The organism is Desulfomonile tiedjei, assembly GCA_016212925.1.
In the GTDB taxonomy this organism is placed as follows: domain Bacteria; phylum Desulfobacterota; class Desulfomonilia; order Desulfomonilales; family Desulfomonilaceae; genus JACRDF01.
In genome coordinates this window covers 117195-140036 of sequence record JACRDF010000050.1, presented here as the reverse complement: position 1 = coordinate 140036, position 22842 = coordinate 117195, and the positions used below count along the sequence as shown (strand labels likewise).

15 protein-coding genes are annotated in these 22842 nt (G+C 53.5%); 9 read left to right on the top strand and 6 right to left on the bottom strand.

Translation table 11 applies throughout. The features are described from left to right. Nucleotides 1-57: 57 nt before the first annotated feature. Nucleotides 58-3588: a chromosome segregation protein SMC gene (gene smc / locus HY913_22795; GenBank protein MBI4966126.1), complete on the bottom strand. Its 3531-nt coding sequence runs from the start codon at nucleotides 3586-3588 to the stop codon at nucleotides 58-60. Between the two features lie 293 nt (nucleotides 3589-3881). Here smc and HY913_22790 point away from each other — a divergent pair, with 293 nt between their 5' ends. Further along, on the top strand, nucleotides 3882-4385 hold the full coding sequence (locus tag HY913_22790; GenBank protein MBI4966125.1) for a hypothetical protein: 504 nt from the start codon (nucleotides 3882-3884) through the stop codon (nucleotides 4383-4385). Nucleotides 4386-4422: 37 nt separating this feature from the next. Beyond that, complete coding sequence (locus HY913_22785) at nucleotides 4423-5514, top strand: tetratricopeptide repeat protein (protein MBI4966124.1); 1092 nt, start codon at nucleotides 4423-4425, stop codon at nucleotides 5512-5514. A gap of 441 nt (nucleotides 5515-5955) precedes the next feature. Here the strand turns inward: HY913_22785 and HY913_22780 are convergent, their stop codons facing one another. The 3 genes from HY913_22780 to rpsO form a co-directional block, all read right to left on the bottom strand. Further along, a complete protein-coding gene (locus tag HY913_22780) occupies nucleotides 5956-7263 on the bottom strand; it encodes an insulinase family protein (GenBank protein ID MBI4966123.1) in 1308 nt (435 codons plus the stop codon). Further along, complete coding sequence (gene pnp, locus HY913_22775) at nucleotides 7263-9353, bottom strand: polyribonucleotide nucleotidyltransferase (GenBank protein ID MBI4966122.1); 2091 nt, start codon at nucleotides 9351-9353, stop codon at nucleotides 7263-7265. Before pnp ends, HY913_22780 begins: the two co-directional genes overlap by 1 nt. Before the next feature lie 73 nt (nucleotides 9354-9426). Further along, nucleotides 9427-9696 carry a 30S ribosomal protein S15 gene (gene rpsO, locus HY913_22770; GenBank protein MBI4966121.1) on the bottom strand — a complete coding sequence of 90 codons (270 nt, stop codon included), beginning with the start codon at nucleotides 9694-9696 and terminating at the stop codon, nucleotides 9427-9429. A 977-nt stretch (nucleotides 9697-10673) separates the two neighbouring features. Here rpsO and HY913_22765 point away from each other — a divergent pair. Together HY913_22765 and HY913_22760 are read left to right on the top strand one after the other, a co-directional pair. After that, the gene (locus HY913_22765) at nucleotides 10674-13262 is read left to right on the top strand and encodes an FAD-binding protein (GenBank protein ID MBI4966120.1); all 2589 of its coding nucleotides are present in this window, start codon (nucleotides 10674-10676) and stop codon (nucleotides 13260-13262) included. Nucleotides 13263-13518: 256 nt separating this feature from the next. Further along, nucleotides 13519-14964: a cobalamin B12-binding domain-containing protein gene (locus tag HY913_22760; protein ID MBI4966119.1), complete on the top strand. Its 1446-nt coding sequence runs from the start codon at nucleotides 13519-13521 to the stop codon at nucleotides 14962-14964. A 336-nt stretch (nucleotides 14965-15300) separates the two neighbouring features. Here the strand turns inward: HY913_22760 and uvrC are convergent, their stop codons facing one another. Further along, complete coding sequence (gene uvrC, locus HY913_22755; protein ID MBI4966118.1) at nucleotides 15301-17133, bottom strand: excinuclease ABC subunit UvrC; 1833 nt, start codon at nucleotides 17131-17133, stop codon at nucleotides 15301-15303. Nucleotides 17134-17374: 241 nt separating this feature from the next. Here uvrC and HY913_22750 point away from each other — a divergent pair, with 241 nt between their 5' ends. The 5 genes from HY913_22750 (at nucleotide 17375) to HY913_22730 (ending at nucleotide 20876) form a co-directional block, all read left to right on the top strand. Then, nucleotides 17375-17776: a hypothetical protein gene (locus HY913_22750; protein MBI4966117.1), complete on the top strand. Its 402-nt coding sequence runs from the start codon at nucleotides 17375-17377 to the stop codon at nucleotides 17774-17776. 14 nt (nucleotides 17777-17790) lie between these two features. Further along, nucleotides 17791-18339, top strand: coding sequence for a 2-oxoacid:acceptor oxidoreductase family protein (locus tag HY913_22745; protein ID MBI4966116.1), 549 nt, complete (start codon nucleotides 17791-17793; stop codon nucleotides 18337-18339). An 88-nt stretch (nucleotides 18340-18427) separates the two neighbouring features. After that, the gene (locus HY913_22740; GenBank protein ID MBI4966115.1) at nucleotides 18428-18709 is read left to right on the top strand and encodes a 4Fe-4S binding protein; all 282 of its coding nucleotides are present in this window, start codon (nucleotides 18428-18430) and stop codon (nucleotides 18707-18709) included. Between the two features lie 2 nt (nucleotides 18710-18711). Then, nucleotides 18712-19875, top strand: a complete 1164-nt coding sequence (porA, locus tag HY913_22735) for a pyruvate ferredoxin oxidoreductase (GenBank protein ID MBI4966114.1) — start codon at nucleotides 18712-18714, stop codon at nucleotides 19873-19875. 26 nt (nucleotides 19876-19901) lie between these two features. Next, nucleotides 19902-20876, top strand: coding sequence for a pyruvate synthase subunit beta (locus HY913_22730; GenBank protein MBI4966113.1), 975 nt, complete (start codon nucleotides 19902-19904; stop codon nucleotides 20874-20876). A 349-nt stretch (nucleotides 20877-21225) separates the two neighbouring features. Here the strand turns inward: HY913_22730 and HY913_22725 are convergent, their stop codons facing one another. After that, nucleotides 21226-22839 (bottom strand): (Fe-S)-binding protein, encoded by a 1614-nt coding sequence (locus HY913_22725; GenBank protein ID MBI4966112.1) that lies wholly within the window; start codon nucleotides 22837-22839, stop codon nucleotides 21226-21228. Nucleotides 22840-22842 lie beyond the last annotated feature (3 nt).

Here is a 22842-nt window from a genome sequence, read left to right as displayed (position 1 = left end):
ATCGACATGAGTAACTCTTAGCACTGCTGCCAATGGCTGGGACATTCGGTTTGAGAATCACGCCACAAACTGGACAGACACCACGCTTGAGGCGCCTGGCTCTTCCATGGTGACGCCGTACAGAGAATCGGCTTCTTCCATGCTTCGTTTGTTGTGAGTGATGACCAGGAACTGGGTCTGTCCCGAGAGCTTGCGGAGCATTTCGTTAAAGCGCACCAGGTTAGCGTCGTCCAGCGGTGCATCCACCTCGTCCAGGATGCAGAAAGGTGAGGGCCGAGTCAGAAAAATCGAGAAAATCAAGCCTACTGCCGTAAGGGCCTTTTCTCCGCCTGACAGGAGATCCATATTCTGAATCCGCTTTCCAGGCGGACGAGTTATGATGTCTACCCCTGTTTCGAGAAGATCCTGCTCATCGGTAAGTTCCAGTCGCGCCTCTCCGCCTCTGAATAGGTACGGGAAAATTTCCTGGAACTTCTCATTTATGCTGTCAAACGCAGCCCGGAAGCGTTCCCGTGTGGTCTTGTTAATAGCGTTGATGGTCGCGTACAGGGACTCCACGGCTTTTTTGAGGTCTTCTTCCTGCTCGATCAGAAAGGCGAGCCTTTCTTCGGTCTGGCGGCTTTCGGCTATAGCGGCCAGGTTCACTTCTCCCATGGTCTCCAGCTTAGCTTTTATGTCATTCACTTCCGCATCGTCGGGCGGTGCGTCCGGCGGTTCAACGGTTCGGGGGTCCAGGTGGTAACGCTCCAGGATTTTTTCCACCAGTCCTTCAAGCATCTGGCTCAGGCGAACCGATTCCATTTCCAGGGTGTGTGCGGTTTCCCGCAATTCCCGCACGACCTTGCCAATTCGAGCTGTTTCGTCTTCCAGGGACTTGACCGCAGCTGCTAATTCTGATGATAGGTTTTTCAGGTTTTCGATCTGCCCGGCCTGGGCCTCATGCTGTTGCATGAGTTCTTTTTCCCTGATTTCCCCGGCGGCCAACTCTTGCCGGAATCGTTTTTCATCCGCATCGCTCCGCGCCATTTCGTCTATTAACGCGCCAATTTGCTTTTCATGCTGCCGGATGATTTCCGCGAGAGATTGAAGCTCCTTGTCCAGGGATCGGGCCCGCTCTTCCAGTTGGGCTACGCTGATCTTGATTCCTTCGGTTTTCTCGGACCGGGCACGAGCTTCTTCATTCAGTGCGTCTATCCTAAGGATTGTGCTTTCTCTTTCCGTTTCCAGTTCCTGTCGCTTAAGCTCCAGCGACCCTATGGCGGACTCAGCCTTGGAAACATCTTCGGCAATGGTCGCGGCCTCGCCGTGGAGGCGCTCTTTTTCGAGGTTCATGACCTCAAGCCTGCGCTCCGCTGCCGCTATTTGCGATTCCAGACGCTCCTGATCCTTCCGGAGCCTAACTTCCTTCATGCCTAGTTCGTTGAACAGCCGTTCGGTCTTATCCAATTCAGCCGAAATACTCTCTCGCCGGGTTTCCTCTTCCTGGAGGGCGGATTGAAGAGCGACCACAGCTTCTTGCCCTGAAGCGACCGCTTTGCTCAATTCCGCGATTTCTTCTCTTCTACCGAAAACCTCGCTAATCTTATTCTCGTGGGAACCCCCGGTGATTTCTCCATGGCGGCTGAGCACCTCGCCGTGCCGCGTGACCAGGTCCACGTTGATGCCGTTTTTTTCCCAGATCTCCACAGCCCGTTGCATGTCCTCAACCACGAAGCAGTTTCCCAGAAGGAAATCAGCGAGGCTTTCACATTCCCCTCGAAGGCGGACCTGCTCTTTGAGTGAGGTCAGATCTTGCGGTACGTTGCCGTTGCCAGGGGGTGTTTCAGACCGGGGACACACCGGGATGAATGTGGACCTGCCGGCGCCCGCGTCTTTGAGCCGTTGCGCCGCTTCCATTCCATCGCGAGTGGAAGAAACCACCAGATGGCCAAGGCGATCGCCCAAGGCCGCTGTCAACGCCTTCTGAAACTCCGGTGGAACTTCGATAAGTTCCGCCACCGGGCCAAGCATGGAGTTCTCATCCGCGGCCCGGCTGTTCATGACGTATCGGACGCCATCGTCATAGCAGTCGTAACTATTCTGCATTTCTTCCAGGGACTGCCGGCGGGCTCGGGCGGCTGCCAACTCTTTTTCACGCCTTGTCACTTCTTCTCGGAGAGAAGAGATTCTTTCGCGGGATTGCCGGCCGGCACTGGAAAGCTCCTCTTTTATCTCTGTCCTCTGCTTGCGCTGCTCGGATACATCAACTAAAGCGGTTACAAGTTTTGATTTTTCCTCGCAATCAGCCTTTAGCGCGGACCCTATGGCTTCAGCATCGGCGACGATCCTGCGTGACTGAGCGTCGATTTCGATCCTGCGCTTGGTAAGGCTTTCTTTTCGATTTCTTTCCTGCGCGGCTTCTTGCAGACTGCCGAAGATATCTTCCTTTAATCGGTCCAGATTTGCTCGTTGGTCCGTTAGCGTCTGCTGCGAACTTGCGCCGTCAGCTAAAGCGGATTTTAGCTCTTCGGCCGCCACTCGGAGGTCCTCGTTGAGTGTTGCCTTGGCTTTTTCCAGATCTTGCCCGCGGAGTTCCGATGCTTCTTTATTTTCTTCCGCAGAGTTCCTTTCCCGCTCGCAATGGCCTCGGCGGTCCAGAAGCTGGGCAATCCGGGATTGATGTGTCTCGATGCGGGCTCTGACAGAGGTTAGCTCAATGTCGGTCCTGTGTTGTGCTTCGAGCAGGTCTTTAAGGCTCTTTTCCGTCTCCAGGGCAGCAAGCCGCGATTGCTCAAGCTTGGCTCCCATCGCGGAGAGTTGCGACTCATTTTCAAGCAACCGAGATCTGTTCTTCTCCAGGTCAGTGCCGACAACGGCCCCGTGAGTCTGAAGCTCATGGCATCGGTAGGCGTGAAGCCCTATGTCCAGCTCCTTGAGACGGTCGCTGAGCTTCCGATAGCGTTCTGCGCGGGATGCTTGCCGCTTGAGGGCCGAACTCTGGCGTTTCACTTCACCGACGACATCGCTGATTCGCTGCAAGTTCTGGCGGGTCAATTCAAGTTTCTTGAGGGCCGCTTCCTTGCGAGACTTGTACCGGCTGATCCCCGCGGCCTCCTCTATAAGAACTCGGCGATCCTCGGGCTTAGACGCGACCACCATGTCAACTCGGCCCTGCTCGATGATGGCGTAGGAATTCCGGCCCACACCGGTATCCAGGAAAAAGTCGGTCACATCGGAGAGGCGGCAGGCTATATTATTGATTTCATACTGTGATTCGCCATCCCGGAACAGGCGGCGAGCAATCATTATCTCGTCGTAGTCCGACATGGACGGAGGGCACATTCCGTCATCATTGGACAGGATAAGCCGCACTTCTGCCATGCCTACGGGCTTGCGGGTTTCGGAGCCGTTGAAGATGACGTCTTCCATCTTCTTGCCACGCAACGTGCGGGCCCTTTGCTCCCCCATCGCCCAGCGTATGGCTTCCAGGATGTTGCTCTTGCCGCACCCATTCGGGCCGACGACCGAGGTTATTCCCGGTTGGAATTCCAGTACGGTCCTGTCCGGAAAACTTTTGAACCCTTTGATTTCCAGTTTCGTGATCTTCATTTCGTCCACATCAACCGATTCAATCGGGCGGATACTATATTCGGTCCTGATCGATGTAAAGCAAAAACCAATTATTATGGCTAACCATTCAGTCTTCCGGCGTTAAAATCCCCCCTCGCCCCCCTTTAGAAAAGGGGGTAAGGGGGTGATGCGAGTTCCCCCCCTTAATAAAGGGGGGTTAGGGGGGATTTTGAGGAAACGGGTGAAGGATGGTTTCCAGTCGGGCACCTCTTTTCCTCGCGTAACTGAACGGATACTGTTATGAACTCCTCCAGGCATGATAGGATGTTATCATGGAAACAGACGAACGGTACGATCACATCCTTATACGAGACGCCACAATTCTGGTGCGCTTCCCGAAAGGTGGCGAAGGTCCCGCCGCCGCGTCCGAATTCTTCGATGTCAGGACCGGTGTTCAGATCAGGGCAATTCATCCGTCCCTCCAAAAAGTGGAACTGGATCGTGGATTCTTGTTGTCCGACGAGGCTGCCGGCGCGATTTTGAGGTCAGGCGCGCCGATTTTGAGCGATCCGTCCGCGGACCTTTCCAAGGTTGTGACTATTCTCGAAGTGAAACAGAGGAAACTCGATTCCATAGTCGCGGATTCGATCCTCGATCAGCTACGTGTAATAACGGCGCTCTTACAGCACATTCTCGATGCCGCAAACACAGCCCAAAAGGAGGAACGCTTTTGGCTGGCGCAGCAGGTTTTGACTTTGGTGAGGAAGTTTTCGGGAAGAGAACTTTCTGAAATGGAAGAAATAGTTGACTGGTTTAAGACAAGGCATAAAAAATAACTCCCTGGACTTGGCCGGCCATCGAGGGATTCGATTCATGAAAAGAGCCATCTGTATCTGTGTTTTGTTTTTTGTGGTCTTCCTTGGATTGAGCACCATTGCCGCCGCTGCATCAGAGGGGGTGGACAAAGAGTTCAATACCGGGAAGGCCCACTTGAAATCCGGACGGTATGAACAGGCTATTGAAGTGTTTTCCTTGGTTTTGACCTCGCTGACTCCCGATGAACGAAACGCTCATGTGGTGCAACTTGCGCGCGCACAGGCCTATTTTGGCAAAGGTGATGCGTCTGCCGCGTGGAAAGATCTTAAGACTGTGCTGCGCTCAAATCAACTCGATGGCGAGACGCGAGCCACTGCTCTCCAGTTAAGCGGAATGTTGAGCCTCCGAGGCAAGGACCAGAAAAAGGCGCTCTCAGATTTTACAGAAGCCATCAAGACGCCTCACGACAATCACTCTCTCCTATCAGCATCATTTGCCAATCGCGGAATTGCCTATATCAATCTCGGGGACCCTGACAGGGCTGTCAGCGATTTGGACAAAGCCATCGAGCTGGAACCGACGTCGGGGTTCGCCTACGCGGGCAGAAGTTTGGCTCAGCTACGCCGTGACAACATTGAAAAGGCGCGTAAGGACGCGGAAAAGGCACTTCGACTGAACCCTGACCCACAGACCCTGAGCATGGCGGAAAAGGTCCTGAGCGAACTGGCTGTGTCAGCGTCAGGGCCACTCAATGTCAGCGTGCCCATAGGAGAGAGCGGCCATTCGTTTGTGCAGGTTAGTTTCAGCAAGGGCGGGAAACCGCACAGGTTTTTGCTCGATACAGGCGCCACGTACACGGTCGTGGACCGTAAGCTACTTGCGGAGATCGGTCGAGAGACTGAAGTCAAAGCCGTGGGAAAAGGAAAAGTTCAAACAGCCGACGGAACAGCCCACACTGTAATTAGATATAGAATAAAAGATGCCTTTCTTTTTCACCTGCCTTTGGGAGAAATCGAAGTACACGTTTTTGAAAAGCAGATGCCCAAGATAATTAACCTTCTCGGCATCAAAAGCATAAGCCGTATAGCCGTATCAATAGACAACGCGCAAAAGAAGGTCGAGTTCAGACGAAAAGATACTGACAATTGAAGCCGGTTTCCATTCAGGGCGCGAACGGGCTTCCATAGCAATTTCCAGAAAATAATGTCCGATTCATAAGAGCGATTGGCGAATTTGGTAGCCAACGGTCTCCGGAAACTACCTCATAACTTGAGAAGGTGGCCAAATCGTGCCACGATCATGGTTGATGGTTGTTTTGTTACCCTCACCCCAACCCTCTCCCAGAGGGAGAGGGACAGGGTGAGGGAGCATTCCTGCTACGATTCCACCTGTTCCATGACTTTTGAGACAGTTTTTCCGTGCGGGGGGACTGTGCGCAGATGAATCACCAGCGCCTTGGCGGGGTCCGGCGGGCGGCCCAGACCTGCGAAAACAGGTCCGGGCTTCTTCGTTTTCATATTCTTCGTTTTATTACGAGTACAAGTCGCTTCCGAAGGGATTTTTTTCTCTGATGGGATCCGAAAGGGAGGGCTAGTTTTTGAAGAGATCCAGAAGATCAGTCTTCACGCTCAGAGGACCCAGCGCAACAACCGTGAGTTGGCCTCCATTGATCATTTCTTCCGCCATTTCGGACAGATCTCGAACCGTGACTTTTTCAATGGCGCTGATGATTTCATCCACGCTGACGTACCGGCCGAAGTAGTACTCGCCTTTCGCCAGCCTGTTCATTCGAGACTCCGACGATTCCGTCGCAAGAATGATGTTCCCTTTCAGTTGGGCCTTTGCCGTGCGCACATCGTCTTCCGTCAGAGTGGCTGCCAACGACAAGGTTTCTTTGCCCATTGTGGTGATCAGCTCCTCCAATCGAGCCGGGTCACATCCTGCGTAGATCCCGAACATTCCCGTATCGGAAAGAGACGAAAGAAAAGAATAGACGCTGTACGCCAATCCTCTTTTTTCGCGGATCTCCTGGAACAGCCGTGAACTCATTCCTCCGCCCAAAATCGTATTTAATATGTAGCCTGCGTGCCGTTTTTCATCCACCGCACTGGGGCCGTCCACTGCAACGCAGACATGAACCTGCTCAGAATCCCGCTCCTCTATGTGAGAGATCGACTGTCTCCGATCGCTCTGCGCAAAGACCTGAGGCTCACGGGCCGCTATCCTGTCCATCTGTTCCGCGAACAGGTCCACAAAGGCCTCGTGCTGAAGTTTGCCCGCGGCGCATATTACGATCTCGCCGGGAACATAGTTGTTGCGCTTGAATACGGATATGGTCTCCCGGTCGAAATTCATGATGTTGGGAATGGTCCCCAGTATGGGTTGGCCCAATGGATCGTCAAGCCAGAATCTGGTTCCCAGGATTTCATGGACCAGATCTTCCGGACTGTCCTCCAACTGAGCTATTTCCTGGCAAACAACCTGTTTTTCCCTTTCGATCTCGTCCTCAGGAAACGACGGGTTAAGGAATATGTCCGTGAGCAAGTCCACGGCCAACGGTAGGTTTTCACTCAGGACCCGGCAGTAGAAGGAAGTCATTTCCTTGCTGGTGAAGGCGTTCAAGACGCCTCCCACGGAATCTATCTCTTTTGCGATGACGTACGCGGACCTGCGCGCAGTCCCCTTGAAAAGCATGTGCTCGATAAAATGACAGATGCCGTTTACAGAAGGAGTCTCGAACCGGGACCCTGAACGAATCCAGATGCCCAGTGACGCGGAATAAAGGTGCGGGACCTCCTCCGTGACAATTCGTACACCATTCCCAAGGATAGTCTTGCCATAGTGGTTCGAATGTTTGGGCCGGCTCGAAGGGGGTGGAGTAACTTTGGATTGCTTCATTACTCGGGTGTCTGACCTATAGCGTCTTTTCGTGACAGTTTAATCTTTCCTTGGGGGTCAATGCCGATAACTTTTACCGGAACCGTGTCTCCCTCTTTGACGACGTCGGTAACCTTCCGCACGCGCTCCGGCGCAAGCTGAGAAATATGAACCAAACCATCCGTGCCCGGAAATATTTCTACGAAGGCGCCAAAGTCCGTAATTTTTCGGACTATGCCCATGTAGATCCTTCCCATTTCCGCCTCTTGGGTTAACCTCTGGACTGCCGCTTTGGCTTCTTCCGCACCCTCGGTGTCCGTCGCCGCAATCAGCACCTTACCGGTATCATCCACTTCGATCTTGGTGCCGGTCTCTTCCTGGATGGCTCGTATGACCTTTCCGCCCGGGCCGATGATGTCCCGGATTCTGTCAGGATTCACGTACAAGATCAAAATTCTGGGGGCCCGGGGGGACACTTCAGTTCGAGATTCCTTGAGCGTCTGGTTCATTATCTCGAGTATGTGACGGCGGCCGTCTCTGGCCTGATACAAGGCCTGGGTAAGGACCTCGCGGGTGATCCCTTGGATCTTTATGTCCATCTGCAAGGCGGTGACCCCGTTCCAGGTGCCGGTCACTTTGAAGTCCATATCGCCGTGATGGTCTTCGTCACCAATAATATCGGAGAGTATGACGATTCGATCGTCAGCCTTGAGCAATCCCATTGCTATGCCGGCCACAGGTTCGGCCAAGGGGACGCCGGCATCCATAAGCGAGAGCGATGAGCCACACACCGTAGCCATAGAGGACGAGCCATTGGATTCCAGAATCTCGGAGACCACGCGGATCGTGTACGGAAAGTCCTCGTCGTTGGGCAGAAGATAAGCTATGGCCCGGTTCGCCAGCGCACCGTGACCGACTTCTCTTCGGGACGGCCCCCGGAGGAACTTGACTTCGCCCACGCTAAAAGGCGGGAACTTGTAATGGAGCAGGAAGGACTTGTAGCTGGATCCTTCCAAAGCTTCTATCTTCTGTTCATCCGCGGACGTGCCCAGAGTAACGATAACCAGAGCCTGGGTCTCGCCCCGTGTAAAAAGGGCGCTTCCGTGGGTCCTCGGAAGAATCCCGACTTCACATGAAATGTCCCGAATGTCCGTAAACGCGCGTCCGCCGATACGCACTCCTTGCTCCAGGATCATCTTGCGTATGTATTCACCCTCGATCTTTTCCAGGTAACCCAGGATCTCGGAGCGACGCAGTTCACCTTCTTCTCCCAAGGACGCAAGTATTTTGTGATAGATATCCTCCAGGGCTGCCTGGCGTTCGAGTTTCTGAGCAATGCCTATCGCCTGCTGAATCTGATCACCCCATTCGCTCCTAACCTTTTCAATGAGTTCCGCGTCCACGATAGGGGGCGAAGTCTCTCTCTTGGGTTTTCCGCTCGCAGCCCTAAGTTCCTCTTGGGCCTGGCATATTCTGAGGGTTTCTTCGTACCCTTTGAAAATCGCCTCCAGTATCGTCTCCTCGGGAAGCCGGTCCGATCCGCCTTCAACCATGACGATTCCCTGAGTTGAGCCGACCACAATGAGGCTCAGGTCCGAATAGCCTTCTTCCATCGGCGAAGGATTTATAATCAGGTTCCCGTCTACCCGGCCGACACGTACCGCGCCGATGGGGCCGTTAAAGGGGATGTCAGACAGGTGGAGCGCGGCTGACGCGCCATTTATGGCCAGCATGTCCGGATCGCTTTCGCCGTCGGAAGAAAGTACCGTGGCGATAATTTGGGTCTCCGCTTTGAATCCTTTTGGAAAAAGAGGACGAATCGGCCTGTCAATGAATCTTGCCGTCAAGATTTCCTTTTCTGTCGGCCGTCCTTCTCTCTTGAAGAAACCTCCCGGTATCTTCCCCGCCGCGTAGGTCATCTCCAGATAGTCAACTGTAAGGGGGAAAAAGTCGATTCCTTCTCGGCCCTTTTTCTCGGCTACAGCCGTCACCAGGACCATGGTTTCCCCGCTGCTGACCAAGACCGACCCGGAAGCCTGTTTGGCCAGCCTGCCGGTCTCAAATACAATGTCTTTCCCGGAAACAGTGGTCCTTGAAGTATGCAATAACATAGTTGTAGTAATCCTTATTTCCCCGATCCCAAAAGTGCGGGCGCGAGAATGTCAATTCCGAGCGGAGTCAGCGCTATTTCCTGATACCCAATTCGGCGATTAATGTTTTGTATCGGTCGACACTCTTTGATTTGAGGTAGTCCAACAATCTGCGACGTTGCCCAACAAGCTTCAAAAGACCACGGCGTGAATGGTGGTCCTTCTTATGAATCTTGAAGTGCTCGGTGAGATATCCTATCCTCTCGCTTAGCAGAGCGACCTGGACTTCGGGCGAACCCGTATCGCTCTCGTGAACCCGATACTTCTCTATGATTGACTTCTTTTTGTCCGTAAGCAGTGGCAAGTCTCCTCGTCCTCCTGAACGTGCATATGGGGCCTTCTTAAGCCTAATTGGATATTAATATCACACGCCTTTCATTAAGTAAATACTAGATGATTGTTCAGGGGCAGATTCCGCGCTCGTTCGCGATCCTTCGCTCCTGCCGGCTCTCTGATCGCCGAAGTGTTCGCTTGTGCAGCGCCTAATTGGGCGGCGATGGAGATCGCAATCAGCGACTTGCTGTCCAATTGTCAACGGTACAGGCTCAATTTGAGTGGTTAATTCTGCGTTCACCGGTCTCCATCGCCCGCCCTGAGGCTCCGAAATACAGTCTTCCCGTTTATTCCAGTCAATTCCATACCTAACAATCCCTTATCAATTCTACCAACCTAGATGCGCGACCCTCCAATTTGATGCAAAGTTCGCGAAATTTTTTTGAATCGCGCCGGAGCAACTGGATGTAGCCCTTCACTTACGCGGGGGTGTTGGCTCTCTGGCATTGCGAGGAGTGAAGTCCCGCGTTCCGCGGGAAAGCAATCTCAGCGCCGAAAGGCCGAGATTGCTTCCCCCCGCTTTTCAGCGGGGTCGCAATGACATGTTCAGCGCAAGTTGTTTCCCCCCAAGACTGAACAGTTACAACTGGATCTATGACGCCGGCCCCGCGGAACTGAAAAAGGGCAAGCGCCCCCCGATGACAAGTTCTGTATAATGAATATTCAACAAGAGAGGCTCGCCGGTTTCTCGGACGGACGGCATGGCTATTGATCATACTATATCAATATGTTATTCCTCGCGGTGATATGCCTTGAGCCCTCAAGCAGGTGTCTTTCGCTTTAGACTCTCTTGTGAAATCCGGGATTTGATTTATACAGGGAATTGGGCTATCATTGAAATAATCGGTTCGATTAGCATTGGGCCTCTTTCCATCCCGTCGCGAGTTTCAAAGCATCAAATTATGACCCCGTACCCGGGTGAAGGAATCAGCTCCAGGAGGAGAAAAAATGGGTTTCATTGAGCGATTGTCCGATATCGTGGGGTCGGAGAACATGACCGCTTCCCCGGTGGACTGCCTGGCCTATTCTCGGGACATGTCGATCCACGCGGGAGTCCCTCAAGTTATTGTTTTTGCATCTGATACAGAACAAGTGAGCAGAATTGTTTCCCTCGCGAATGCGGAGAAAATCCCTGTTGTAGCTCGCGGGACCGGCTCCTCAGTAACTGGCGCGGTCTTGGCGGTGAAGGGCGGGGTGGTGCTGGATTTCACTAGGATGAATAAGGTCAAGGAGATCAACAAGGCCGACGGATACGCGGTCGTCGAACCGGGAGTCATCTGCAACGCGCTGAATGCCAAACTCGCGCCAACCCACTTCTTCCCGCCGGATCCCGGCAGTGCGCCGATTGCCACCATCGGGGGGATGATTGCAACCAATGCCAGCGGGGTTCGAGCTGCCAAGTACGGGACGACTAAGGACTATGTTAAGCGCCTGACGGTGGTCCTTGCCGACGGACGCGTGGTACGCACGGGGGACCTGGCGCCGAAAAGCTCCGCGGGCTACGACTTGACGCACCTATTCTCAAGCTCCGAAGGGACCCTTGGGATAATCACCGAAGCGACTGTGAAGATTCTGCCCATGCCGGAGTACGAGGCTTTTGCCAAGGCATCCTTCCCGGACGTTGACAGTGCGGGGAGAGCCGTGGAGCGGATCTTCACGACGGGAATGGAACTGGCGACTTGCGAAATACTGGACAACATCTGCCTGGAGGTCGCCCGAGACGCTCTCAAGATGGACATTCCCAGGGAAGTGAATTGCCAACTCTTCATGGGGATTGACGGGCCGAAGAGCGCAGTGCAAGAGCAGATCAAAAAGATTGATGAGATCTGCAAATCGGTCGGCGGTATCGAGAACGTCTGGTCGGACAACCCTCTGGAGAAAGCCAAGCTATTTGCCGCGAGAGGCGGTCTGGTCCCGGCCATGAGTCGCCTCAAGCCCGGTTACCGACTCGTGCCGCTGGTGGAAGATTTTGGGGTGCCCATCAGCCGCATTCCGGAGACCATAGCCGAGATCCAGCAGATCGCCAAGAAGGTCGGCTTCCCGGTAGCAACGTTCGGTCATATCGGGGACGGCAATCTGCACGCGACCTTCATTATGAACCCCGCGGACGCGGAAGAATGGGAAAAGGTCAAGGGAATTGCACTTGAATTCATTGATATGACGCTCCGGTATGGGGGAACCGTTTCCGCGGAACATGGGGTAGGCATGGCCAAGTCCCCTTACATAGGAAAGCAGTTGGGCGAAGGGCTCAATCTTATGAAGACCATCAAGAAGGCCTTTGATCCCAACAACATTCTTAATCCCGGCAAGATGGGTTTCGACGACGCCATCGCGGACATCCTGGACGAAAACAGCTTCGAGAAATACCTGAAGGAACCTCAAAACATTCAACATTTCCCCGAAGGCGTGGACAACGAAATTATCGCATGTATTCAGTGCGGGTTCTGCCGGGCCGGGTGTCCGACCTTCGGCGAGACCACATTGGAGTCTCTGAACGCAAAGGGAAGGGTCACTCTTGCCTACAACATGTTGATCGGGAATATAGAGCCCTCCGAGGATCTTGCTAAACGCCTCTATCAATGCATGCTCTGCTTGAACTGCCGGGCGGTATGTCCTGCTCAAGTCAAGGTGTCCGATATAGTTCGCAGCGCTCGCCAGAGGCTCGTAGAGAAGGGTTTTCTTCCGGAAATTTTCAAGCCTGCACTCTCGTCAATGCTGGAAGCCGCAAATCCGCTGCTGGCCCCCCCTGAAAAGAGGGCTGACAGCTATCCTGCGAATTTCAAGAAAGCCGTGCCAGGAGAGACGGAGGTCCTGCTCCACCTGGGATGCGTTACAAGCTTCCAGGACGTCAAGATAATTCCAGCTTTCATGGAAATATTGAACAAGGCAGGGATAAACTACGGAGCAATGGGCGAAGAAGAGACCTGTTGCGGGTATCTTGCGTACCTGGTGGGCGACATGCCCACATTCACAAAGACCATGGAAATGTACGAAGAGCGCACCTCAAAGTACAAGCCCAAATCTTTGATCACGTCTTGTGCCGGGTGCCTGAAAACCTTCCGGGACCTCTATTCGCACTACGGAAGCGGGCAGGATTACGAGGTCCTTCACGCAGTGGAGTTCATGGAGAAGCTTATTAGCGAAGGCCGACTCAAGTTCAAACAGGATGTCCAGCCTCTCAAGGCCATCTATCACGACCCATGCGACATGGGGCGCCACATGGGAGTATACGAACCCCCCCGCAATGTGCTCAAGGCCATTCCCGGAATAGAATTGGTCGAATTCCCGCTTAATCGCGCTCAGGCCAAGTGCTGCGGCGGCGGAGGGGGCATGAAAGGCTTCGACAATGAACTGGCAGGGGAGATCGGGTACAAAAGGCTCCTAACCGCCATTGACCTCGGAGCTGATGTGCTGGTGTCCGCGTGTCCTTCGTGCAAGGGTTCGTTTAACCAGGCAGCGGCACGCGCCCGAAAGGAAAAGAAGGGCAAGATAAAAGTCATGGATATCACCGAGCTGGTTGCCGGCCGATTGGAATAAATTAGAAGAGAGTTAGGGCCGCAGGGGGCAAGGGAGAATTTTCGCCGCGTAGGTCAAGGCCTACCAATTTCGGTAACCATACTAGAGATGTTCACCCCCGCCCATTGCTGAACGGTTACCAATTTGCTCATATTTTGGTTGACTTTCCCGCCTAGAGCGTGCAATGCACAGGCGCAACAAGTTATTCGTGTGGTTGAACGCGCCGGTATCCCGTTGATATATTTCTGTAATTTTGGGAAGATCGAAGGATCGGAACATGGGGAGGCTCAAGGTCCTTTTTGTCGTAGACCGGATCGGATTTACGGAAATTATTTCCGTTCCCTCGCTGTCCGCCATTCTTAAGAGCGCGGGACATGAAGTCGAACTGATTGAATTTGGCGCGGGCGAGTCCGAAGCCTTGCGCCGGATCGAAGCTAATCCTCCTCATATTTTGGCCTATTCCATATGCTCGACCGAGGCTGAACGGTTTCTGCATATCAACGATCGAATCAAGACCCGGACTGATTGCTTTTCTGTCTTTGGCGGACCCCACCCAACTTTTTTCCCTGATTTCATTTATCAACAAGGTGTGGACGCAATTTGCCAGGGTGAGGGGGATTCGGCCCTTCCGCGCTTTCTGGATTGCTTGGGCTCCGAAGCAATGTTCGAGACGCCCAACTTCTCGATAAAGCTTCCGGACGGAAATGTTCGAGAAAACCCTGTGGGAGATTTGATCGAAAATCTGGATTCTCTGCCGTTTCCCGATCGAGACATTGTTTATTCCAAAAACAAATTCTTGGCGGGCTCCCCCATAAAGTCGTTTTTCGCTGGACGAGGCTGTCCTTTCAAGTGCACCTACTGCTTCAACCACGCCTACCACGAGCTTTATAGAGGCAAAGGACACGTTGTTAGGACCAAGAGTGTTTCATACTTGATGGAAGAATTAGCGTCCGTTGGAAGCCGATATCCCTTGAGCTTCGTCAAGTTTCAGGACGATGTTTTCGGGCTTAAACGAAGTTGGCTCGAAGAATTCTGCGTGACCTATCCGAAAAAGATCGGTCTTCCATTTCTGTGCTATGCCCGGCCCAACATGGTAACCAATGATTATGCGAGGCTCCTGAAAGAGGCCGGATGTTATTCCGTATGCATGGCCATTGAGTCCGGCAGCGAGGCCATCCGAAGGAATGTGCTGAATCGGCAGATGGGCGATGAAAGGATAATAGATGCGGCAGCGATCTTAAAAAGGCATGGGATGCGCCTGTATATTGTCAACATGATCGGCCTCCCGAATGAGACCGAGCAGGACATGATCCGTACCGTCAATTTGAATAGTGCGGTCGGATCGGATTTTTCAGACGCGTCGATCTTTCAGCCGTATCCTGGCACTCACATTGAGCATTATTGTAAGGAAATCGGCTTACTTGGCGAAGGTCAGGCAACATTTGAAAGCCAGTTCACGAGCTCGATACTAAATCTGCCGCCTGACTTCAAAGCAAAGGTAGAAACCTTGCACCGTCTGTTTTCTATTATGGTGGATTTCCCTTGGGTCCGGAGATTTTACCCTGCCTTAGCCAAAATGCCCTGGCTCAAGCCGCTGCTGAACTTCGTTTACAGATTCTATTATGGCGTCAACCTTCACCGGAGAATATACGCGGGGAAAATACCCTTTTCTCTGAGGCTAAGAGCCGCTCTACCTTTGTTGTTTTCAAGGAACCGCACTTGATTTGAGGAAAGAATTCGAGGACCAAGGTACCCTGACGTAACACGTACATTTAGTTGCCAGAAATACTGTCCGATTGTTCCCACGGGATAGTGTGCGATGGTACGTCACAGGTTTGAAGAGAGGCCTCAGCTTCCCGTACGGCGCGGACCCCCGCGTCCGCCCTTATCTTGGCGTCTCGTTGGGCCTAGGGCAGGCACGGGGGCCTGCCCCTACACGGACTAGCCGCATTCCCACAAAAAATTGGGCACTCGGTATAAGAAGTTTTTCGGCGCGGTAAGCAAGGAAGTTTTTGGTTCCTCAAGCTACGCTCGCATTTCTTCTCGCGGCCATTTTTCGCTACACCGTGAGGCCTATTTCTTCCTCTTTGAAGTGATCTCGTATTCGTTCCACATCTTTTTGATTGATGCCCGGAACCGCTCTGATTTCCTGATCCGACGCCGCGAGCATTTCCTTAACACTTTTGAACCGCTTCAGGAGTGCGGCTCTCTTTTTGGGGCCAATTCCGGGAATGTCGTCCAGAGCTGAACGAATTACGGCCTTTGTGCGACTCTTCGTGTGGAAGGTGTGAACGAATCTATGCGCCTCGTCTCTTACCCGCATCAACAGCATGAGGCCCGGGTCACCGTGAGGAAAAATCACAGGGTTCTTTCGGTTGGGCAGGTAAAAGCGTTCCGGCTGATCTTCTTCGCGAGCCTTGGCAATTGAGGCCACCGGTGGGAATTCGCGTCCCAATTGTTCTTGCAACGCTGCGCAGGCCGCATTGAGTTGGGATTTGCCGCCATCAATCAGGAACAAATCCGGCAAAGGCCCTTCGTCGCTGTGCCCCAGTCGCCTAGTTATTGTCTGATGGATCATGCCCGGGTCATCTTGATCTGAAAAGCCTCTGATTTTGTATTTACGATAAGCCGCCTTATCGGGTTGACCGTCGCGGAAAGCTACCTTGACACCTACCGGTTGAGTTCCCGCGATGTTGGAGATGTCATACCCCTCGATCAATCCGGGCGCCGCGGGTAGGCCGAGCTTGGCTGCGACCCTTTCCAGAGATTTCTGCGCGGAATCTCTCTGTTTCTCACGCAGCAAGGCATCGTGAGCGTTCTTGAGCGCCAACTGCATCAGGCGTGCGCCGTGACCGCGCGATGGGACCCTCAGAGTCACCTTGTTGCCGCGCAGTTCAGAAAGCCAGGCTTCTATCAACTCGGGCTGCTCGATGGGACGAGCGACCAGCACCTCTTTCGGAACAAAAGCGCCCGACCCGTAATATTGCTTGATGGACGAAGTCAGCACCTCCTCTTCATCGAGAGCGGGGTTGCGCAAAAGGAAGGAATCGCTTGAAAGCAGATTGCCCTTGCGAAAGGAAAGCACCTCAACCACGAAAATGTCGCCGTCCCCGGATAAAAGAGCAATCACGTCCTGGTCCTTCAAGTGAAAGAAGGAAACATTCTGTGCCTCCAGGGTCCTCTCCACCGAAGCCAGGCGATCCCGGATACGGGCCGCCTCTTCGAAACGCAGATCCGCCGCGGCTTCCTCCATTCCTCGTTTCAAGGATTTGATCAAGTCCTCGCTGCGTCCCTGTAGCAGCAAGGTGACCCCTTGCACCATGCGCGCATATTCCTCGGGATCTACTTTACCCGCGCAAGGGCAGAGGCATCGCTTCATCTGGCAGTTCAGGCACGGCCTCTTACAGGTAGCCAGTTGCCTCTCGGTGCACTGGCGCAACGGGAAGAGCCTGCGGATAAAATTCAACGTAATCCGAGCGTCCCGTGCCGACGAATAAGGGCCGAAATAGCGTTCCCCGTCAGGTTTCACGCGCTGAGTCCTGACCAGCGTCAGCCTCGGGAAGGGATGGGACACATTCAGTCTCAGAGAAAAAAACGACTTGTCGTCACGCAGGTTGACGTTGAATCGGGGCCGGTGTTGCTTGATTAGGTTATTTTCCAGGATCAGAGCTTCTTTTTCAGTCTGCGTAAGAATTGTCTGAATACTGTCAACCCGCGGCATCAGGAATTGGATTTTGGGCCTTTCGTCGCGTCCCTGGACAAAGTAACTCCGGACCCGATTTCTGAGATTCCCGGCCTTTCCCACATAAAGGACCTTGCCGTTGCGGTCGGCCATAAGGTAGACCCCTGGGCTGGTAGGGAGATTCTTCAGGAATTCTTCGGTAACAGGCATTTTTCTCAAAGGTTCGCGCCGGCCGCTGTTCCGGATAAGGCGGAAGAGCGGAGGCTCCATAGGAATGGGAAACGCGTTGACTGTTTGTTCTTTCGCGTTTTGTGCAATCCGACTATTATTGTGAACGGCCCGCCAATCAGCCTCGATACTCCTTGATCGGGAGCATGACGTTTGCTAGTATAAAATATTTACGTTCCGGCAACTTTGTCAACTACACGGAGCGCGGTGAGGAGGAGGCCCCATGAGAAAAAACGATCACCGTAAGACAGCGGAAAGGACATTTTTGCAAGACAGAGGCCGCATCACAAACAAAGATTTGGCCAAACAACTGGGCGTTCATCCCGCGACGGTGGCCCGGTGGAAGAAGCTTGATGAATGGGATATGAAGCTCGTTCAGTCCGTCACCGGCCCCGAAGAGTCCGAAACGGCAGATTCTGATTTCTACAAAATGGATTTGCGTCACATCAGTGAGTTGAATGAAAGGATAGACGCGTATCTGCGGAAGAAGGAAATGCTTCCTTCAGAGATCCTGGAACTCGCTCAGGCAAAGTTCCACTTGATGAATTGCATGGAAATAATAAACGACCAGATGAGTTATCCCCTTGTAGATGACTTTGACGAAGAAGATGAGAACTTCGATTGACTAAAGGAGCAGCCATGATCGAAATGAGATTTCACGGCCGAGGCGGGCAGGGAGCTGTGACTTCTGCTGAGCTTGTGGCCCAGGCAGCCATTGACACGGGTAGGTATGCCACCGCCTTTCCGAGTTTCGGACCGGAGAGGAGAGGGGCCCCAGTGGTTGCTTTCGCCAGGGTGGATGAACAGCCGGTTCGCCTGAGATCGAAAGTGTACAACCCGGACGTGGTCATCGTCCTAGATCCTTCACTTCTGGACATCGGCAATCCCGCAGAAGGCCTGCGCGAAAATGGTATCCTGATCATAAACTCGTCCCAGGATCCACAAGCCATCCGGAAGCAGCTCTCTTACAAAGGGCGATTAGCCTTAGTGGACGCCAGCCGTATCGCCCGAGAAGTAATCGGACTGCCAATCACCAACACGACCATGGTAGGCGCACTGGTCAAAGGGACCAACCTGATGGCCCTGGAAGCCCTGAAAGAACCGTTCAAGCGGCGATTCGGAAAAATTGCCCCAAGGAACATAGAAGCTATGGAAAGAGCGTACAACGAAACAACCGTCACAGAATGATGGAACTCGAAGCCCGGCTCAGGTTGCCGGACCATTGACCGGAAAGTGAACGGTGTTTCTTTCAACGGAGGACAATGTGACTAAACCGATGGATGAAATCAAGTGGCAAGAGATAGAGCCCGGCGGAGTGATCACCGAGCCCGGCAATGCCAGTTGCTACCATACCGGAGCATGGCGCTCCCAGAGACCTGTTTATAAGGAAGAGATCTGCATCCGATGTTGGCGATGCTTCATAATGTGTCCGGATTCGTCAATCTCTCCGGATTACGAGAACAACGTCATGGTATGGAACTATGATTATTGCAAGGGTTGCGGGATTTGCGCCCATGAATGCCCTGTGGATGCCATAGACATGGAGGAGGAGGGCTGACAATGGGTAAAAAAGTTGGCATAGAGGTCTCCATCGCGGCGGCTGAAGCTGTTGGTCTGTGCGACACGGATGTCGTCGCCGCGTACCCGATTACCCCTCAAACTCATGTGGTCGAGCACCTGTCCGAAATGGTAGCCAACGGGCACCTCGATGCGGAATTCGTGCCGGTGGAATCGGAACATTCGGCAATGAGCGTGTGTTGCGGCTCCGCGGCTGCCGGCGCTCGAACTTTCACGGCTACCGCGTCCCAGGGGCTGGCTCTTATGGCCGAAATAGTGTATATCGCCGCTTCCATGCGCCTGCCCATCGTTATGTTTTTATCTAATAGGGCGTTGAGCGGTCCTCTGTCCATCTGGAACGACCATTCCGACACCATGATGGTACGAGACTGCGGCTGGATACAAGTGTTCTGCGAAAACGGACAAGAGGTCTACGACTCGATATTTCACGCGTTCAGAGTGGCCGAAGACCCGGCTGTGTCGCTGCCTGTGATGGTCAATGTGGATGGCTTTATTCTGACTCATGTTATCGAGCCCATCGAATTCTGGGACAAGGACATGGTCAAGAAGTATCTGCCGCCGTTCAAACCTCTGAATCGGCTCCATCCGGACAAGGTTGTGACCATGGGCGCATTCGGTATGCCGGAGATTTACGTGGAGCAAAAGATGGCTCACGATGTGGCCCTAAAGAACTCACGGCCTGTTATTGACAAGGCCTGGAACGAACTGGCCGAACTGACCGGGAGGAAATATTCAGCGGTTGAACTTTACAAGGCCGACGACGCGGAAACCCTGATTCTTACAATGGGGACCATGTGCGAAACTGCTTCCCTGGCGGTGGACCAGATGCGCGAAAAGGGACAGAAAGTGGGCCTTGTAAGACTTCGACTGTGGAGACCGTTTCCACTGGCTGAGATAAGGAAAGCGCTGGCCGGGGCCAAGGACGTGGTGGTCCTCGATAGGGCCATAGCCCTGGGCGCAGGCAACGCGCCCGTAACTTCCGAGATACGAGCCATAATGTATCACGAGCCGCAACGTCCCAAGGTCCATTGTATGATCGCTGGAATCGGCCAGAGAGACGTCACGCCGGAAGATGTTTGCCGGATGGTAGAGACGGCCCTTGCCGAAAAGACTTTTGAATACAATATCTACGGCGTCCGAGGCTGAGAAAGGGCGCTTGAACGGAGACTGATATGGCCGAACCTAACAAAAAGAAGGTGTTGAAGCCGCTGAAGAATTTCCCTTTGGAAGAATACATAAACTCAGGCCACCGAGCGTGCCAGGGTTGCGCCGAAGTTCTGGCCGTACGCCACGTTCTGAAGGCCATCGGGCCGGACATGATCCTCGCAATGGCAACCGGCTGTATGGAAATCATCTCCTCTCCTTACCCGTTGACCTCGTGGAATGTCCCCTGGATACACGTGGCTTTCGAGAACGCGGCCGCAGTCGCTTCCGGGGTTGAGGCGGGTATCAAGGCGCTCAAGCGCAAAGGCCGCATACCCGACAAGGATATTACCATCGTGGCTATGGGAGGAGATGGAGGCACGAGCGACATAGGGTTTCAAGCCCTTTCGGGCATGCTCGAGCGTGGCCACAGAGTCATTTACGTGTGTGTGGACAATGAGGCATACATGAATACTGGTGTCCAGCGCTCGTCATCCACACCTTTCGGCGCCTCGACCACGACGTCCCCTCCGGGGCAAGTCCACCCTTCCGGACAGACGACCTGGAAAAAGGACATGCCGGGGATCGCAGCGGCTCACGGTATTCCCTACACGGCGACAGCCTGCCCGAGCTACTACACGGATCTCATCAAAAAGGTGCAGAAAGCTAAAGCCGCAAATGGACCGGCTTACCTCCACATTCTGTCGGTGTGCCCTACCGGTTGGCGCATTCCGCCTCAGTTGGCCATACAATACGGCCAGCTTGCGGTGGATTCAGGGATTTTCCCCCTGTACGAGGTGGAGAACGGAGTTTGGAGACTCAGCCGAAAACCCAAGCAGCTTAAACCGGTAGCGGAATATTTCAAGGGCCAAGGGCGGTACCGCCACCTTGACGAAAAGCTGATCGCATACATTCAAGAAAAGATTGACCAGAGATGGGAAAATCTCGTGAAAGTGTGCGGAGGAAACGGAGAAAAACAGGCCGCAGAACCTGCGGCTGAGTGACCGGGAGACAAAACGGGGGCCTGTAAATCCCGATTTGCGATCAAACTTGGAACCCCGCTGAGAAGAAGCACGGACCTGCCTGGGCAGGTTCGGGGCACCCAACACCGGTTCGAAGTTGAAAGTATTGGGTGCCGCTGACCTGGGAACCAGGGCAGTGCCGGACACGGTGGAAATCCGAGTCACTTTTTTAAAGGCCAATCGGTATAGGTTCAATCAAAAAAAGCGGCCGGTAGCTAAACCGGCCGCTTTTTTTGTCTTTGTAAGGGCACGGCATGCGTGCCCTTACTACATCTAATCCCCAAAATCATTTGTGTGAACGAGGGCTTGTACCGGGACACCTAAGCCCTTGTCACATGTCGTCATCTGCCTCATCCGGCCATTCGATAAAAGGTTTCTCCTGGTCAACCATGGCGTTGACCATGAGTTCCACAAGACCGGTGTACCAGATCCCCGTCTTCTCGAAGACCTCATAGTGTTCGAGCAGGCTGCGCGTCTGTCCCTTGCAGTTCGAGCAGGGAGCGCAGATCATTTTTCGAATGGATGGATCCATTTCACCCTTGAAGGCATTCAAATACTGCTCCAGTTTCTTCCTGCCGGAAATCATCCTCCTCCAGTCGGGGAAGTTTCCTGACTCCATGATAGCGAATCCTGAACCGCCTCCGCAGCAATAGTTCTCCACACCGTGGGGGGTCATTTCACGGAAACGGCCCGGCGGAAAGATAGCATTGAGGACATTCCTTTGCGGTTTAACAATACCCATGATTCTCACGACGTTACAAGGATCGTGCAGAGTTACCGGGAAGTCGTTCTTGGACGGATCGAACTTGATCTTTCCAGTCTTAACAATGTCCCAGAGCAATGTATAAGAGCTTTCCCGTGGAATCAGCTCTTGGCCGGGGAGCAACCGGTCGGCTACAACTGCAAGAGCCTTATGCGCGTGGCCGCACTCACCAATTACTATCTTCTTTACTCCGAGGTCCTTGGCAACCTGCAGATGCTTCAGGGCGACTCGGGCAAACTGAACGTCGTCGTACCAGAGGCCGTAGTTCACCGCGTCATATCCGAGCAATTCGGTCGACAGGGTGTAGTTGATGCCGGCGGCCTCGAAAAGGATGGCGAAGGACATGGGGTTTTCAGGCCATGCCATGAACTCCCCCGCATTGTGCAAAAGAAGGACGTCCGCTCCCTTCTTGTTTATAGGGATCTTGATCTGTTTTCCGGTCTTTTCCTCGATGTCGTCCTCGAGGTACTCGATGATGTCCTCGACCGCAGCCTTGATCATGCCGGTGCTGGAGCCGAACTTCAGGTGCTTGACGGAGCCTTTCTCGTGGATCTCGGCAGGTGCTATGCCGAGTTCCTGACTGAAGATCTTCCTCAGTTCGTGAGTTATCAGCATATTGTCCACGCCGACCGGACAAACCTGAGTGCAACGCCGGCACATTGAACAGCGATATGCAAGCTCCGCAAGGCGGGCCACCAAGTCCCAATTCAACTCGATGTCGTGGCCGCGAAAACCGGCCAACAGCCTTCCGCCGGTCTTAAGGTACTTCTTGGCCACCTTTCGAAGGACATCGGCTCGGAAAGTGGGCCTGTAAATGTCTTGCTTGCCGCTCATTTCGTAAATAGGACAGGCATCCGCGCATGTCTGACACTTGGCGCAGTATTCCAGGGAGAGGGTCAGAGGTTGCAGGAATGCCCAGTTGTTCTCTTTGGTCAGCAATTTCTCGAACCCTCTGAGGAAAGCCTCGACAAGCTTTTGTTCTTCTTCCGGAGTCTTAGGCTTCGGCAGGGTGATAGCGCTGACACCGTCCAATGAATGTTCCCACCGGGTTTTCTGGTCGTCGGTCAGTTCCGTAATGGGCTCTTCTTCCCAGGTATCGTACGGAGGCGGTAGCGGGACCAGGTCTTCTACCTTAAGTTCCACCAGCCGATCGGTCTTTTTGGATATTTCTTCAGGTTTCATTTT

Bases quoted from the DNA above. Each gene is read 5' to 3' on its own strand.
- HY913_22760 (MBI4966119.1), top strand. From the start codon at position 13,519: ATGGGGAGGCTCAAGGTCCTTTTTGTCGTAGACCGGATCGGATTTACG.
- HY913_22740 (MBI4966115.1), top strand. From the start codon at position 18,428: ATGGATGAAATCAAGTGGCAAGAGATAGAGCCCGGCGGAGTGATCACC.
- HY913_22745 (MBI4966116.1), top strand. From the start codon at position 17,791: ATGATCGAAATGAGATTTCACGGCCGAGGCGGGCAGGGAGCTGTGACT.
- HY913_22750 (MBI4966117.1), top strand. From the start codon at position 17,375: ATGAGAAAAAACGATCACCGTAAGACAGCGGAAAGGACATTTTTGCAA.
- smc (MBI4966126.1), bottom strand. From the start codon at position 3,588: ATGAAGATCACGAAACTGGAAATCAAAGGGTTCAAAAGTTTTCCGGAC.
- HY913_22730 (MBI4966113.1), top strand. From the start codon at position 19,902: ATGGCCGAACCTAACAAAAAGAAGGTGTTGAAGCCGCTGAAGAATTTC.
- porA (MBI4966114.1), top strand. From the start codon at position 18,712: ATGGGTAAAAAAGTTGGCATAGAGGTCTCCATCGCGGCGGCTGAAGCT.
- uvrC (MBI4966118.1), bottom strand. From the start codon at position 17,133: ATGCCTGTTACCGAAGAATTCCTGAAGAATCTCCCTACCAGCCCAGGG.
- HY913_22785 (MBI4966124.1), top strand. From the start codon at position 4,423: ATGAAAAGAGCCATCTGTATCTGTGTTTTGTTTTTTGTGGTCTTCCTT.
- HY913_22780 (MBI4966123.1), bottom strand. From the start codon at position 7,263: ATGAAGCAATCCAAAGTTACTCCACCCCCTTCGAGCCGGCCCAAACAT.
- pnp (MBI4966122.1), bottom strand. From the start codon at position 9,353: ATGTTATTGCATACTTCAAGGACCACTGTTTCCGGGAAAGACATTGTA.
- HY913_22725 (MBI4966112.1), bottom strand. From the start codon at position 22,839: ATGAAACCTGAAGAAATATCCAAAAAGACCGATCGGCTGGTGGAACTT.
- HY913_22765 (MBI4966120.1), top strand. From the start codon at position 10,674: ATGGGTTTCATTGAGCGATTGTCCGATATCGTGGGGTCGGAGAACATG.
- HY913_22790 (MBI4966125.1), top strand. From the start codon at position 3,882: ATGGAAACAGACGAACGGTACGATCACATCCTTATACGAGACGCCACA.